Genomic DNA, 15409 nt, shown 5'->3' with positions numbered 1-15409 from the left:
TTAGCAATCAATTAAAAAACTGTATTCAAACTGTTTTTTCTATAAAAACAGCTCCTCCATTCATTTAATCACCAACCGGTTGTTATGGTTATACGGATTCCGGTCGGGGATAAATCTGGGCTACCCTGCTTAGCAGCCCCTGAATATTAAGAGGTTTCGAGAAGAAGTCATCGGCTCCCATTTCTTTAAGGATTCGAATGGTATCCGGTTCATTAAGTGCAGAAACAACAATCACAGGAATTTTTGCGTATTCTTCTTTCGACTTCATGCGCTCCAGCAAATGAAAACCGGAGATTTTTGGCATAAGCAAATCCAGAAGAATAAGTGCAGGTTTACGCTTGTATATTATGCTCCATGCCTCAGATGCAGACATGGCTGTTTGCGTTGGATAATCCTCCTCAGACAATACGGCTTCGAGTAGCACATTGTTGGTCTGAGAATCATCTACAATTAGAATGTAATCACCTTTTTCAGTCATACAATCGGGATTTAGGGTAAAAATAAGAAAAGATTGATACGTAACAATTTTTCTTTTTCGCCGGCTAACGAAATACATACTTATTACGCCAAAGATAAAAGGTGGTTATAATATTTTGGGTGACGATTGTTATCAAATGCGGTGATATATATCACCAGTATCGATAAAATAATAAAAAAAGAGGTGGCGCAACCAAAAACGGAGATAACTAGATAAGAGATTCAATGTAGCGCCATTCATCTTTGAGGGCACTGAGCAACAGTTCCATCTTTTGCTTATCAAAATCGAGCTCTTCCATTTGACTGGAAATCAATTCGAGCTTATAAAAGCATAGAGTGCCACTTGTGCCTTTTAGAGTATGTGCCACATCAGAGAAAGCTTGACCATCATTCTGTAAAAGACTCTCCTCTAATCTGGCTATGTATTGTGGTATCGAAGCTTTCGCCACATCGAGCATGCGGTTTACTGTAGCCATTTTCAGGCCCGTTTTTTGAAGCAGACACTCCTTGTCGAAGTGCCCCTTCAGCTTATCCGACTCGATGGCAGACAACACTTTGCGGGGCTGCTTGGTGGAATCAAAAAACCTGGCCAACACCCTTACAAAATTATCGAAGAGTATCGGTTTTGGCACATAATCATCCATACCGGCCACCACACATTCGTCTGCACTGCCATCCATTACCTTGGCAGTTAATGCAATGATAGGGACGCGTGTGGCTGTCTCCAGTTTTCGTATCTCCGCCGTTGCCTCCAAACCATTCATGATGGGCATATTCACATCCATAAGCACCAGATTGGGCTCTTTCTCCTTAAAAAGTGCTACTGCGCGGCTGCCATTATGAGCTTTGAACAGCCGAGCATTTGGCATAACCCGGTAGATCAGTTCACCAATGAGCAACATGTTCACATCATCATCTTCGGCAACAAGCACTTTAATAATCTCTTCGGAATAAAAGGAATTGCCGGCATCAGACTCAAGCACTCCATCAGCAACGATGGCTTGTGGATTCAGGCTTTCATTTATTACTGTGAGCGTTTGGAAAAACTCAGACATCTTCACCGGCTTGATGTATCTGTAACGGATATTCAACTGTTCGCACTCATCAAAAACCTGAGACTCTTCAGATGAAGTGTATAAAATAACCTCCGGCTGCTGCATTTTTCCGCCAGGGGTCATAGCCCGCATTTTCCGAACCACGTCCAACCCGTTGATATATGGCATCTTGTAATCCAACACAATAAGGTCAAAATCAGATCTGTCTTCAATAATCTTAAGCGCCTCAATGCCGTCTTCGGCCTCTTTTGCAGCTATACCCATGTAGTTGAGCATGTCAACAAAAATCTTACGGCACTCCTTATTATCGTCCACTACAAGCACGTTCTTTATATGCTCTGATTTTTGCTGTATCTGACCATTCTTAGTTACCAATGGCAGATTTATCTCAAAGAAGAAATTACTTCCTGCACCGGGAGTGCTTATGAGTTCTATACGGCTTTTCATTTTTCCCAGCAACATATTGGAAATTACGAGCCCAAGACCTGTGCCACCGTATTTACCTGCCGAAACGGAATCTGCCTGAGAAAATGCCGTGAAGAGCTTTTTGCGGTCGGCATCAGAAATTCCGATGCCCGTATCCCGGATGGAGAATAAAAACCGGGCCACGTTGTCTTTCTCTTTTATCAGCATAAGCTTTACCGAAAGTTCCACTTCGCCGCGATCGGTAAACTTGATGGCATTGCTAATTAGGTTTATCAGCACCTGGCGTAAGCGCAATTCATCGACCATCACATTTACCGGCATATCAGGGGCAACCCTTACCAACAGCTCAATACCCTTTTGATGGGCATTGAAACGAACAATTTCGGCAACGGTCTCTACCAATGACAGCAGGTTTGTTTTATCAGGGAATATTTCGAGCTTGCCGGCCTCAATTTTGGAGAAATCCAGAATGTTGTTTATGAGCTCCATAAGCGATTTTGCCGACAGATTGACATTTTCCATATACTGGCGCTGCACTTCAGAGAGTTTTGAGTTAAGCAGCAACTCCGAAAAGCCTATAACCCCATTGAGGGGCGTTCGGATTTCGTGACTCATATTAGCCAGAAAATCTCCTTTAGCCCGACTCGCAGCATCTGCATTCACTTTTGCCTTGAGCATCTCACGTGCCTGCTGCTTCTCGCTGGTTATGTCAGCAATGCCAGTTATCAAATTGTTTCTCGACATGAAACAAGTCACACGAAACCACCTGTTTGCAGAAAGAAAAAAACAATCGAACGAAGTAGGGTTGCCAGATTCATAAACCTTCAATGCTACCTGTTGCCACGTAATATCGCGGACAGACAGATCATTGAGAAAATCTGTTACCATATCAGAATTGGGAGAACAATTGTCTATCAGTGATAACAGAGCACTATTCCAATGCAACACTTGAAATGTTTCGGCTTCAGATTTTCCGCACACAATAACGGTGTATGGCAAATCATCAGTCAACAACCATTCGTAATTATTCTCGCTCATAACCGGCTGTTTTGAATCGATAAATACAAATAACGCACCACAGTTATCTCTCTCTTCTGCCTCCAATGGCACACCCATTTCAAAATCTTGTTTGTCATACTAAAATAGCGATAAACTGGCTAAATCCAGTATCACTATTCAATTAACAGTGAGATTTAAACCGCTATTCGAATTAAATTCTATGCACTGGTAGCGAACAGAGAAAAGATTATCACTTAATGTGCAATACGCTATACGCAAAAATCATGCTACCTGATACATAATTTATCATTGTGTTTAAATTAAAGCAGTCTCATCATTTTCACAAAATCAGTTCTCAGATTCAGCTCATTGCAGATATAGACAATCTTTAATCCATTGAATTACAAAGTCAAAGAGCACAACAACATCGATTTTCAAATTGCATATATTTTTTTGATTATTCAACTGCCCCGCATAATTTAACAAGATATTTTGCGAAAAACTCTTTTTTACTTAACTTTCATTCACAAGCCATAACCCATTAACAAAAAGAATATGCTGTACCAGATTAACCCAGACCCCAATATCAACCAAAATTACCCAGCTGCAACCGAATTACATTCAAGCGAGTTAGACCTTTTGAGAAAACAGAGCCATTCGGTATTGTTTAAAGCAGGTGATTGGATAACAAAACCTCACACACCCGCAAGTCATACCGTTTTGATAGAAGATGGACTGGTTAAAACAACTCTGGATTCGGCAAACGGACGATCAAATATACTGGAGATACACGGGAAAGGGCATTTTGTGGGATTAATGCAACTGCTTTCCAATGAAGCTAATATGTTTACCACCATCGCGCTCACCAATACCAGAGCGTTGCTTACACAGGCAAGCACTTTCAGAGGACTGATGCAGGAAAACCATCAATTTGCCAATAAAATTATGGCGGCCCTTTGCCGGCAAAACACATCAACCATTCACCGTTTGGTTACCATCAACAACAAACAATTACCCGGACGCGTAGCCGATGTAATACTCTATTTTTATACGCTGAACCAGCAAAGCCTGAGGTTTGAATTGCCTTTGAGCAGAAGCGAACTGGCTCAGTTTGCCGGCACCACCAAAGAGAGTTTTATCCGAACGCTGGCTGAGTTCCGCAACGACAAAATCATTGATATTGCCGACAGGCATGTTTGTATCAACAGTCTCGAGATAGTCAAGACACTCAGCAGACTCGGCTGAATTAGCATCCGTATTGAGAAATCTCACTCACACTTCGGGAATATATCCCAGCCCAGTTCAATGCCTCTTCCATACTTTGAAAATAGCCAACAGAATCGCTGTTAATACCCTCATCAGCAAATTTCTTTAGCGATATGCGGGTGAATGCGTCGCTGGGTATCACAAATGCCATCGCCTTCAATCCATCTGCAAACATTTCGGTAAGCTTTGAGGCGGCATAAAGCGCATCGTTTTTGCGCACCACCTTCTGCATAAGGGTGTCCGAAATAAGCATATCCACCTCGTGTTCACGAATAAACTGAACACTCATATCAATTACCCTTCGAAACAGATCCGAAGGCACATAGCCCTGCCACTTTTGCAAAAGAACACGATCATTTGGTTCGTAACAAAGGGATACAAACTCGTTTCTAAATATTTCCATAGCGATATAATGATGCATTATAAAATTTAGTTGTCACAAACAGCATGTATCAAACTGATGACTGTTTCGGTCTTAAACTTGAAACCAAGACATCCATTGCGCTTATCAAAACCTAAGTTGATACCGTAACCAACATCGAGAGGGAGTCCGGTGAAATTATCTATGGTTTTAAAGCCATTCACAGTCAGCTTCTCGGCCCATCTAAATGAAGGCTCATGCTTTTCGAACCGTTCAATATCGTTTCCGCCAATTATATCTTCAATTTCACGACCAAAAAACATCTTTAATCCATTCTTCTCCTTGGACGTAACAGGCAGCAAATCCACAACCTGAAATATGTGGTAAAAATGATCATAACAATTCTGGAATCTTCGGTAAAAATCGGGCTCAAAATGATCCACATTGGGCTCGGTAAGGAAGAAAGATGCCGGGTTTAGTGCACGTATGGCTGAAATAACGCGATGGCGGTTGGCCAAATCCTGGATATGATGTAGTGCCAAAGATTCGTTGACTATAAATATGCCGCCTTCACGTTTCACGACATTGCTAAGCGCGGCAAAATCACAGGCCTCGATAAAGTCCAAAACCGGAATAAACTTTACATTGAAGTGATAAGTTTGAGCCAAAATATTGGCCTCAGCAGCCACTAATGCTTCCTGAAAAGGCTCAATACCAATTATTGTGACCTCCTTTAAAGTGTAACATTCAGAGAGTTCATTAAGAAGAGCCACAGTTTGAACCCCTTGCCCGATGCCTACATCTAAAAAAGTAAGCTTCTCATTGGTTCCAACCGTATTAACTATCGATTTATTGATAATCTCATGGCTGTAACGAACAAAAGGAAACTGCTTAACAAGGAGATTGAATAGTTCAATTTGCGAAACCTCGAACTTTTTGAGATAGATGTGCTCCGGGGGATTATGCGGATCAATGTGTTTGCGGATGGCTTTGATAAAAAGTGTAGCGAGAAACCGCTCTGAACACTCATCGAGGCCTTCGAGGCAGTAATCCAGAAGAGCTTCAATTTCGAGCCGAACCTCATCAGAGAAATTATCAGGATAATTTCTCATAACAAGATCCAATGCCTCGAATACAGTAGGTAGAGGAAATGATTTCATGTGGGTTAAGTCATTGGGACGTATCACGTAACTATTGCATGACACGTCCCTGATTTTGTTGATGCTAAAGAAATGTTGTTAGAAAGTAAATAACCACTTTTCTGCTTCAGGGATGTTGTCAAAATACATCACATTGGCTGGCAGTCCCTGTTCTTTGGCAAAAGAGCTTAATGCCAGTTTGGTTATTACATTCTTTGGCATGATGAAGGCCATAGCTTTTATGCCGCTGCCGAAAAGACTAGGCATCACAGATGCTGCATATTTGGTATCCTCCGGGCCTACAGGCTTCTGTCCGCTTGTATCAGATATTAGATACTTAACATCGTTGGCTTTTACGAACTTCACTGTTTCATCGATGCCTTCCCTGAACTGGGCAGAGGTAGAAAATCCAGTCCAAACCTGTCTTAAAACTTTTTTAATCTCATCAAACTCGAGAGATACAGTAGAAGAAGAAAATACTTTCATAATCCGGTTGTTGGTTTTTTGTTTTTATTTATCTAAATCATTTTTATGACAATGTCCCTACAAAACACTGAATCATCATAAACAACTATCAGAAACAATAATACAAAAAAGAATCTTCAATAAGCAACAACCCAACGATTAAATTTCACTGTACTAAACCAACAATTTAAATCTTATGTTATAAATAAATCCTATCTTTCAAGTTATGAACCGGGCTTTAAAACAACATTCGACCGGATTTTTAAGGATAAAAAAAAGCTACCAGAATAATTCAGGTAGCTTTTTTTTTGGTAAGAATTAAAAACCCGGTAAAGGTTTATCGGGAAAAGTTAGCCAATTGACGGCTGATGATAAGTTTACGTTGCTCAGCAAGCTCCTCATCCAAACGAAGTCCAAGACGCTCATTCTCGATGGAGAGATTGATGATTGAACCAGCCGGTTGACGACCCTGGTTCTCAGTCACTACCAATACAGGCATGTTAGCAAGTTTCTCGTTAGCACGAGCCAAATCCCTTAATCTGCTATTGGAAACAAATAGAATGTGGCAGTACTCCAACTCTTCGATTGAAGCAAATTCTTTTACTTCAATGCTTCTGCTACCCACGTTACGATCTGCCGCACTGGCATTTAATTCATTTAATAAGGCTGCATTACGGCCAAGAATACCAATCACAAATGTTGGTCGCTCGTGCAAATTTGGCCACTGCACCAGTCTTGTAAAGTTGTAAACAAAAGTAGCTTGATGACGCTCAACTTGAGCATTTGCCTGGTTAGCGAACAAAATTGTAATAATCGCCGTCAGTACAAAAAACGATTTCTTCATGTTTGAAAGATTATTATTTCGACGACAAAAATACAACGCTAAATTGTTGATTTTATGAGATTAATAATTATTAACTCGCTAAAACTTATAAAAAATTCAAAACAGGCACCCATTTAAAACATGTATCGCCAATACATAACACACCAAATTGACGAAACCCCTTATTTTATTGACGAATAAATCATACGTTTTGGCAAGCATTGTTAAAATCTATACTAAAAAAAATAGTCAGACAATTGTTAATGAAAACAAACAATCATCTGACTAAAATTAAAATAATATAAATATGTAACCTTTTGAATCACGTGTTAAAACCCTGAAATATAAAACACGATATCAAGCAGTTATCATTTTAAGGCAAAGCATTAAAGAACCCTATTCTTAACGCGAAAAGTTGAGTAACTGGGTACTGACCTGAAGGTTTCTTTTGCGGGCATTCTCCTCGTTTAAACGAAAGCCCAGACGGGAGTTTTCGAGATACATATTAATAATGGTCTCATCCGGTATGCGACCCTGTGATTCAGTAATAATTAAGGTTGGCTGACCCGTGAGCGCATCAGAAGCACTTTTAATTTGGTTGAGACGATTATTGGGTACAAACAGCATGTGGCAATATTGCAAATCTTCCACACTATTGTGCTCTACAATTGCGATTTCTCTTCCTCCAACATTTCGTCCTTGAGCAGCTGTCTTAAGTTCGGCTGTAAGTGGATGGTTTCGGCCAAGCACGGCAATTGTAAAAACTGGACTGCTATGTATGTTTGGCCACTGTATTAAGCGCGAAAAATTGAAAATAAATGTAGCCTGATGTGTTTCTATTTGTGCCTGAGCGGGCATTCCAAGCATGATAAGAAATAAAACGGATAGGGCAATTGATTTCATAACATTAGAATTAGTGTACAAAGTACAAATCTAATATGTTTAACTTAAACAATTTATTTGTTAAAGCTAATTAACATTATATCGACACTTTGATATGGACTTTGACCAGAAAAAAGTATATACAATGAGAAGTTATTCAGAAATTGAAAGCAGTAAAAAATGTGTAAATCAAACTATTTCAACACATTTAGCACTAAAAACAGAATAACATCTGCTATTCAACAGCCAATCCTAATTAATATTAATAACCATAAAAAACAGAACATTTTTGTAACATCGACCCAACTTAGATCTGATTTAAGTCAAACTTTTCAGCAACAGAATCGGAATAACTTTTGGAGACTGGTATGTTGATGGCACCCAAATCGTCCATACAGAGTGTGAATCGTCCTTTTTCGCGCTTCAAAATCTTTACTCGGTCAATGTTTACCATAAAGGAGCGATGGCATCGCAACAATGGAAAGCCTTCAAGACTGGTTTCAAGATTCTTTAGCGTATTGCGGAGCAACAAGGACTTATTCTTCTCTCCTGCCTGAAAATGAATGACAACGTAATTATCACTGGCTTCAAGATAAATTAAGTCAACCGCTTTGATGGTATATCGCAACACATTGTTCTCATCTTTAAAAGAGATAAATTGCGGTTTGCTCCTTATTTGTCTGATAAGCATCTCCAGTGTTACCTTCTTTTCCCTCCAGGCAAAATAGAGAAGACTCATGGAGTAAGGTATTAACAAAATGAGTGAAGTGTTTTGAATGGCCAGATAAAACAAGACTCCAAAGGGACGTATATCACCCAATACCATGCGCTCGAGAACAGCATATAAAACGCCCATGAAAAATACCTCACCAGCCACCATTACTACATAATAGAAGAATGTAACCGGCTTTCGCTGCTTAACAGCAAACATTACCAGACGGCTGAGAATAACGACAAGCATACCAGCAAGCACCAGCAAACCGGATGCAACAAAAAAGAGCCACCAACTTACATCGTACCATTCACGTGCGCCAAAAGGCTTGTAAACATTGATAAACAGATAAGCAAACAATGTGGTGAAAAGCACCTGTCTCATCGTATTGCGACGACTTACAAAGTACTCTGGTACAAGCTTTATCCTTCTGACCATAACATTACATATCTGTGATTAATGTGTTGAAACCTTGGCCTCTCGACCACAAAAATAACATTAATTCGGCGTAAACGAAATTCACCCCATAAATCTCCAAATCACCCCAGAGAATATTTCATTCACCCCAGAGAAATAGCAAACACGGCATTTTTCAGCAACTTATCAAACAAATATTTTTCTTTGCAATGCCAACGAAACGCCTAAATCCAGACGTTATGAATCTAAGCGAACTGCACAAACAAATGTCTGCCGGATTCGATTTGAACAGACACTTTGTTCACTTAACCGAGGAGGTAGGATGTTATACGTTCGAATTCAACTCTGACTTTAGGTTTAGTCACCGCTCAATTGGTGCAAACGTGACACCAGAAGAGAAGCTTATTTTGGCTGAAGGTGGTGAAAAAGATAACAACACATTCCGATATGCCGTTTTAATGCCAAAAAAAAGGCCGGCTCCACAGGTTATTATACTGTTTCACGGACTGAATGAACGACATTGGGACAAGTATCTGACATGGGCACACCATCTTGTTTGCGCCACGGGCAAAGCAGTTATACTTTTCCCATTGGCATTTCACATGAACCGTTCGCCCGAACAGTGGAGTTCTCCGCGCACGATGTCAAAAGTGGCATCTATTCGAAAGGCTAAATCAGAACAGTTGGAAAACTGCTGTTTTGCCAATGCCGCCTTAAGTCTGAGAATGGAATACACACCCGAAATGTTTCCAATATCAGGCATACAAAGTTATTTTGATGTGATAAAACTGGTTGCTTCGATAAAATCGGACAACCATCCGCTTTTAAGCAATGTTAGCAGTGTTAACATTTTTGCTTATTCAATTGGTGCTCTCCTCGCAGAAGTTTTGCTCATAGCCAACCCCGCCAGTCTGTTCTCCGGTGAAAGGGCATTTCTCTTCTGCGGGGGCGCAACTTTTGATGAAACCAATGGCAACTCAAAAGCTATTATGGATAGTAAAGCCTGTGAAAGACTAAAGACCTACTTTAGCAATCTTACCACAGTAGACTCACAAATTGCGATTCCGCACCATGTGGCACATCTTTTGCCTAACGCCTGGCAGGTTTTCAGGTCGATGATACGGTATGAAAACGATAAGGAATATCGCAGGGAGGCTTTCGATAATTTGGAAGGACGATTGATTGCAGTAGGTCTGAAAAAGGATAAAGTAATTCCGGCCGACGCCATCGTAAAATCGCTCTCACCCGGAACAGCATTTGTTGAAGATTTCCCTTTTGAATACTCACACGAAAAGCCATTCCCCATTTCAAAGGATAAAAATGAAGAGGTAGTGCAGAAAGCATTTGTGCAAATTCTATCCCGAGCCGCCCTTCACTTGGGCAATAATCCAAAAACCACACCGCAAAACAATCTGATTCTGAACCACAAGCCACACCACTCCTGAAAAACTTATATTTTTTGATGCGAAAAATTTTGGACAGGCTGATTTTTTTATATTTTTGCACCGCCTGAAACAAGCGCTTCCAGTTGCAAAATGGGTTAACCGGGATAGCAGCGTTTAGTTTTAACAAACAGATTGGACGCTCAATTAACGATAAGAACTAACGATTCTTTATCCGTCATTAAAAAATGCGAAAGTAGCTCAGTTGGTAGAGCACGACCTTGCCAAGGTCGGGGTCGCGGGTTCGAGTCCCGTCTTTCGCTCAAAGCACACAATGAGTTTAAAAGCCGATGTAGCTCAGGGGTAGAGCGCTTCCTTGGTAAGGAAGAGGTCATGGGTTCAATTCCCATCATTGGCTCTCTTCTATTCTATCCAGCATTAGCCATTCCACAAAAAAAGGCAGCCAGATAAAATCCAACCACCTTTTATTGTTATATCCACTTAAATAGTTTTATCGTTTCATCCCCTTTAGGCGCTTCACCATTTTTGCTGTTCTAACCTCAATCACATATATACCCGGAGCAAAACCACTGGTGTTTATAGTAATCTCAGATGATGCAGCCTGACGCTTTTGAAACACCATACGGCCTCCCACATCAAAAACAGTTACAACAACCTCCTCATCGGTATCAACCCCTGAAATGCTTAACCTATCAACAAATGGCATAGGATAGATTTCAATGGTATGTTGACTCACTGAATCTTTTTTTACTGTAAGCAAACTAATCAGCACCTGCTTGCTGCCGCTCACATCCACAGCTCCCGTAAATATTTCGTAACCATGAAGTAACACATTGTATATAAGCCCTTCTGCGCCCCTTACAGAATTAAAAACAGCTACACCATCCACATCGGTATATTGCGCATCCTGATTAAACTCAACCAAAGCGCCACCAATTGGCTTATTGTCACCCGAAACCACCAAAAAGGAGACTTCGTAACACGCATTAAGACTATATACGGGCGACCAATCAGAGGTGATTCCAAAATTATTATAAACAATCCTTGTCCTGTAAGAATATGTTTCACAATCTTCCGGAATAAAACCATACACATTATTGGCAAAACCATTAAACGTTAATGTATTGCCACCAATTTGTTCCAACTCGTAACCGATGCCACCTTTGGGAGTAGCATCACTTCCGGATGTAAATGTTTGCGTGCTCTTTTTATCCAACTGTAATGCCTCTACTTTGCGCAACAAATCACTGTTCAAAGGCAAAGTAAGGTTTGGGGTTGATACACCTGAAGGATTCTCATCTAATGAGCCCACATTGATTCTGTCGAGCAATAATACAAACACATCATCCGATGTATGACGAATGGCCACTTTCACTTTTTTGCCAACGTAATTGGCAAGCGAATAGGCATACCGAGTCCATTGAACCGGCACTGAAACGCTTGAAGCGGACAACAACTCAAAATTGTCGGAAGCTCCGCTTTGCTCAGACACTAAAACCTGAAAGGTTTCCAATCCATAATTGGAAGATAACGATCGCGCCATAAACGAAAAACCATCTCCCTCCATCACCTCAAATTGCGGTGATATAAGCCAGTCGTCGTTGGGTGCATTTCGTGATGCAAAGCCAGCCAACAAGTGACGTCCTGAATAGGCTGTGATGTCAAAATTTGCCTGAAGCATACTCTCATGGAGCGGATCAAACAGTATAAACGCCCCTGTATAACCTTGTTCCGGAAATGTGTGGTTGTTAATTGCCCATGTTCTTCCTTTATCCTTATCGAGCATAGTCCATCCTGGCAGCGAAAGCGAAAATGCTTTATACCCATCAAAATCCTCATCGATAACAGGATTCCATGAAAGTGAAACCTCTGAATAATTAGCAGAGTGCGACATACCGGTTACATGCTTTGGTTGAAGCAGTTCCAGATTGATTGAGACAGACTTGTTTCCATCAGGTATCAATCGTCCCCAAAAATGTCTGTATCCGGTTGATACTGCCGAAAAGGACAAATAATTTTCATCATGTAAGCGTTGCCAAACAATACGTCCGTCGGCATCGGTTGTAAAGATCTCTCCATCCACAGAAATAGATGCACCAGAAACAGGCAAACCATCCGAAGTAACAACGAAAGTGATATCGTGTATTCTAAAGTTAGTTGAAGAAACAAACATCTGCGGCTCAAAGGCATAACAGTAAGTCTCTGAATAGGGAAAAACAGCCACATGATATTCGGTAGAATGCGAAAGACCTGTCAGGAGCAGCTCATCGCCAGGACCTGAGAAAACCACAAACGCATCATTACCGAGCTGTTGACCCTGTGGGAATATGGAGTTGGCAGAATAGCTTTGACTTGGCGTTGGCAGTTCTGTAACTTTTTTACCCTGACGCACGGCAACAAGAACCGGAAGTTCATCAGCCACGCTCCACCTTATTCGCATAAAATCGAAACCCTTCTCAACCACTTCAAATGATGTGACCTGAGGCGTTTGAGCAAAACAGTGGTTTGCCTCATACACCATTACATCATCAATGCCTATTCCATAGCCGTATCTGCTCCTTCCTTGAAACGCCAACCGCACCGGCTCTGAATATGGTATGGCAATACGCCGCGCCATCCACTCCGTTTCATCGTCAGTATAAAGAGCTAAAACCTCCCATTCGGTGGCCGATTCTCGTTTAACAAGTACGGATAACTCATCCTGATCGCCATTCCATGCGGGCTGAATATGCCTGAAATCCAACACATAACTACTCTCTTGGGAGAGCATTAACAAAGGAGACTCAAGTCTTGTGACAGCCCCGGAAAAAGATTCTGCAAAAAAACCGGCAAAAGCCGACCCGCTATATGCTTGTTCAGGTTTGTTGGCGGTTCCAAATTCTTTAGCCTCCCAATCTACAACAGAAAGCAGATAGGTTTGAACCCAATTTGAAAGCCCGTCTTCAAAGCCATCTGACCAGGGGAATGAAAGCACTTCACCCAAGTCTGTTTTGGCATTGGCACTTAAAGCACCTGACCATTCGCCGCCTACATCGCTCCAGATTTTGTAATAGTATCTGGTAGCCGGCTCCAACTCACTATGAGCAAAAGCAAGAAGATCATCACCATAATAGAGCACTGTGCCACCGCCGGATATTGGGCTTCCAGATGTATATAATTGTCCTGCAGCGGGATTTCCAAACACGCCATCATAAGACCAGGCTATTAAAACAGGGTAATTTTGCAGAGAAGGCGTCCACGCCAGCTCTATTTCAGAAGCCCCGGCTGGTAGCGCCGTAAAGGCAATTGGACTGCCATTTTGAACAGCCATGAAATCAAACACCACATTCTCCTCAACCAAATTTATGCCGGTTATACTACGATTAAAAGGCTCACCCGTCCAGGTTCGCATGTCAGGCGTTGTCTCATCGGTAAACTGCGTCACCACCATCGTGCCGGGAAATGGCGCAGAGGCAGAGTTTACTAAACCTGAGGATGGCTTAACCATAAGCCCCTGATGTGCCTGTGTATTTATGTTGTTTGCCGCTCGTCGAGAGGCGATTCGGTTGGCATCTACGTGATAAACAATCATTCCCTGTCCGGGCAAAGCCCTGTCGAACCCTACCCTACGACGATTTTCGAGCAGATAATATTCATGATCCACCGGACTTTTAATCTTCAATACTTTTGCAGAAGCGATAACCGGTTCAAGTGTTTGCAGCGCGGGTGTGGAAATTTCGAGCTGCTCAACCCATCCAAGCTCATTTTTTGTAAACGCATTGTGGTGAGCGGGAGCTGATCCCGACGGACTACCATTGTAATTACCGGAGGCCATGATATCCCAACGTCCGGTACCATCATGCCGTCCATCCTCATCTCCATTGGTATCATAATAATCGGGCGCACCCAGATTATGCCCGAACTCATGAGCTATTACACCGATGGTATTCATTACACCGTTGCGTGTGCGTGTTTCCGGCTGGGCTGTGTATCTGTCAACCAATACGCCGTTAAATCTTCGCTGCGTCTGCGAATAACCTGCAGCCGACAAAGCCCATGCATGCGACCAGATATCCGTTTCGTCACTTGTAACTTCCTGGCCAGGGCCGTGATGTATAATTGCAACGCCCTCAACAACACCATTTCCGGTATTGTCGAACTGGGAAAAATCAACTCCTGCCGCAGCAGCAGCTTGCACGGCGTGGTAGGCAAACTCACCCCACTTTTCGCGCGGGCCATAATATGCCCGTGGATTTGGTAAAGTAACCCACTGCGTAACCACAGAGGTTACATCCAATTTACCACCGCTATTCTCCAGATAATAATCACGAAAACTACCTGTGCCATTGTAGTTTTCCTCATTCATGTAACGATCAAAATCGGCCTGAGTGTATGTAGGTTGAGTATCACTAAAATTGGCAAGTATCACCAGAAGCTTTCGTTGTCCGGATGACGGAAAGAGATTGTTGGTATTTTTAAGAAGGGGCGACACAAACAAGCTGCGTGCTTCATTAATTACTTCGGGGCTCACACCGGGTCCGGGCTCTATCCTATCTATAAATTCCATCTCCTCGGCGGTTCTACGTTCCGGATCAGATGCTCTCACTCCAGAAGGTCGTATCTCACCTGATTTCAAGATGGAAACATATTCAAAAACGCCGGCCTCATTTCGAACAATGCGGTAGCCATCAGACGTGGAAACCCAGTTGAACCACTCATCGCCATTCATCCGGATATTTAGAAAAGAGCCATCGGGTTGCGTGATTTTCTGGAGAAATGGATAAGCTCCTACAGCAGAAACATCAACATGCAAAAATATTACCGACAGGAATATAAAACTAATTTTAAGGAAAGAACTCATTCTGTGCATCATATCAATATTCAACAACCGCCCAATATCACTATATTTCTACTTAAACGCAATTTGATTAATTAGGTTGTTGATTGCACTGGTTATTTTAACTGTTGCAATTGATGATGCTACAATAACATCGCAAATAAACAG

11 protein-coding genes and 2 tRNA genes are annotated in these 15409 nt (G+C 41.8%); 4 read left to right on the top strand and 9 right to left on the bottom strand.

Annotated features, from left to right (window positions below; translation table 11 throughout):
* Positions 1–88: 88 nt before the first annotated feature.
* Positions 89–478: a response regulator gene (locus ALKIM_RS0112105; RefSeq protein WP_026474881.1), complete on the bottom strand. Its 390-nt coding sequence runs from the start codon at positions 476–478 to the stop codon at positions 89–91.
* A gap of 208 nt (positions 479–686) precedes the next feature.
* A complete protein-coding gene (locus ALKIM_RS18430) occupies positions 687–2996 on the bottom strand; it encodes a response regulator (protein ID WP_162148815.1) in 2310 nt (769 codons plus the stop codon).
* Between the two features lie 516 nt (positions 2997–3512).
* Here ALKIM_RS18430 and ALKIM_RS0112095 point away from each other — a divergent pair.
* Positions 3513–4202, top strand: a complete 690-nt coding sequence (locus ALKIM_RS0112095) for a Crp/Fnr family transcriptional regulator (RefSeq protein ID WP_026474880.1) — start codon at positions 3513–3515, stop codon at positions 4200–4202.
* A 1-nt stretch (position 4203) separates the two neighbouring features.
* Here ALKIM_RS0112095 and ALKIM_RS0112090 read toward each other — a convergent pair whose 3' ends face one another.
* The 6 genes from ALKIM_RS0112090 to ALKIM_RS0112065 form a co-directional block, all read right to left on the bottom strand.
* Positions 4204–4626: a hypothetical protein gene (locus tag ALKIM_RS0112090; protein WP_026474879.1), complete on the bottom strand. Its 423-nt coding sequence runs from the start codon at positions 4624–4626 to the stop codon at positions 4204–4206.
* Positions 4627–4652: 26 nt separating this feature from the next.
* Positions 4653–5744: a GRAS family protein gene (locus tag ALKIM_RS0112085; protein ID WP_026474878.1), complete on the bottom strand. Its 1092-nt coding sequence runs from the start codon at positions 5742–5744 to the stop codon at positions 4653–4655.
* A gap of 78 nt (positions 5745–5822) precedes the next feature.
* Positions 5823–6209 (bottom strand): hypothetical protein, encoded by a 387-nt coding sequence (locus ALKIM_RS0112080; protein ID WP_026474877.1) that lies wholly within the window; start codon positions 6207–6209, stop codon positions 5823–5825.
* A 316-nt stretch (positions 6210–6525) separates the two neighbouring features.
* Entirely contained in the window at positions 6526–7032 is a 507-nt protein-coding gene (locus ALKIM_RS0112075) for a YfiR family protein (protein WP_026474876.1), read from the bottom strand.
* Between the two features lie 381 nt (positions 7033–7413).
* Positions 7414–7914: a YfiR family protein gene (locus ALKIM_RS0112070; protein WP_026474875.1), complete on the bottom strand. Its 501-nt coding sequence runs from the start codon at positions 7912–7914 to the stop codon at positions 7414–7416.
* 286 nt (positions 7915–8200) lie between these two features.
* On the bottom strand, positions 8201–9043 hold the full coding sequence (locus ALKIM_RS0112065) for a LytR/AlgR family response regulator transcription factor (protein WP_026474874.1): 843 nt from the start codon (positions 9041–9043) through the stop codon (positions 8201–8203).
* A 218-nt stretch (positions 9044–9261) separates the two neighbouring features.
* On the opposite strand from ALKIM_RS0112065, the gene ALKIM_RS18425 reads away from it, so the two are divergent.
* The 3 genes from ALKIM_RS18425 (at position 9262) to ALKIM_RS0112050 (ending at position 10822) form a co-directional block, all read left to right on the top strand.
* On the top strand, positions 9262–10467 hold the full coding sequence (locus tag ALKIM_RS18425; protein WP_044117923.1) for a DUF6051 family protein: 1206 nt from the start codon (positions 9262–9264) through the stop codon (positions 10465–10467).
* A 187-nt stretch (positions 10468–10654) separates the two neighbouring features.
* Positions 10655–10727, top strand: a tRNA-Gly gene (locus tag ALKIM_RS0112055).
* A gap of 23 nt (positions 10728–10750) precedes the next feature.
* Positions 10751–10822, top strand: a tRNA-Thr gene (locus ALKIM_RS0112050).
* Between the two features lie 93 nt (positions 10823–10915).
* Here the strand turns inward: ALKIM_RS0112050 and ALKIM_RS0112045 are convergent.
* Positions 10916–15265: a M6 family metalloprotease domain-containing protein gene (locus tag ALKIM_RS0112045; protein ID WP_162148814.1), complete on the bottom strand. Its 4350-nt coding sequence runs from the start codon at positions 15263–15265 to the stop codon at positions 10916–10918.
* Positions 15266–15409: the final 144 nt, after the last annotated feature.

Origin of the sequence: Alkaliflexus imshenetskii DSM 15055 (assembly GCF_000517065.1) — a bacterium.
GTDB lineage: Bacteria > Bacteroidota > Bacteroidia > Bacteroidales > Marinilabiliaceae > Alkaliflexus > Alkaliflexus imshenetskii.
This window is presented reverse-complemented; position numbering and strand designations above follow the sequence as displayed.

Bases quoted from the DNA above. Each gene is read 5' to 3' on its own strand.
- ALKIM_RS0112080 (WP_026474877.1), bottom strand. From the start codon at position 6,209: ATGAAAGTATTTTCTTCTTCTACTGTATCTCTCGAGTTTGATGAGATT.
- ALKIM_RS0112095 (WP_026474880.1), top strand. From the start codon at position 3,513: ATGCTGTACCAGATTAACCCAGACCCCAATATCAACCAAAATTACCCA.
- ALKIM_RS18425 (WP_044117923.1), top strand. From the start codon at position 9,262: ATGAATCTAAGCGAACTGCACAAACAAATGTCTGCCGGATTCGATTTG.
- ALKIM_RS0112090 (WP_026474879.1), bottom strand. From the start codon at position 4,626: ATGGAAATATTTAGAAACGAGTTTGTATCCCTTTGTTACGAACCAAAT.
- ALKIM_RS0112105 (WP_026474881.1), bottom strand. From the start codon at position 478: ATGACTGAAAAAGGTGATTACATTCTAATTGTAGATGATTCTCAGACC.
- ALKIM_RS18430 (WP_162148815.1), bottom strand. From the start codon at position 2,996: ATGAGCGAGAATAATTACGAATGGTTGTTGACTGATGATTTGCCATAC.
- ALKIM_RS0112075 (WP_026474876.1), bottom strand. From the start codon at position 7,032: ATGAAGAAATCGTTTTTTGTACTGACGGCGATTATTACAATTTTGTTC.
- ALKIM_RS0112045 (WP_162148814.1), bottom strand. From the start codon at position 15,265: ATGAGTTCTTTCCTTAAAATTAGTTTTATATTCCTGTCGGTAATATTT.
- ALKIM_RS0112070 (WP_026474875.1), bottom strand. From the start codon at position 7,914: ATGAAATCAATTGCCCTATCCGTTTTATTTCTTATCATGCTTGGAATG.
- ALKIM_RS0112085 (WP_026474878.1), bottom strand. From the start codon at position 5,744: ATGAAATCATTTCCTCTACCTACTGTATTCGAGGCATTGGATCTTGTT.
- ALKIM_RS0112065 (WP_026474874.1), bottom strand. From the start codon at position 9,043: ATGGTCAGAAGGATAAAGCTTGTACCAGAGTACTTTGTAAGTCGTCGC.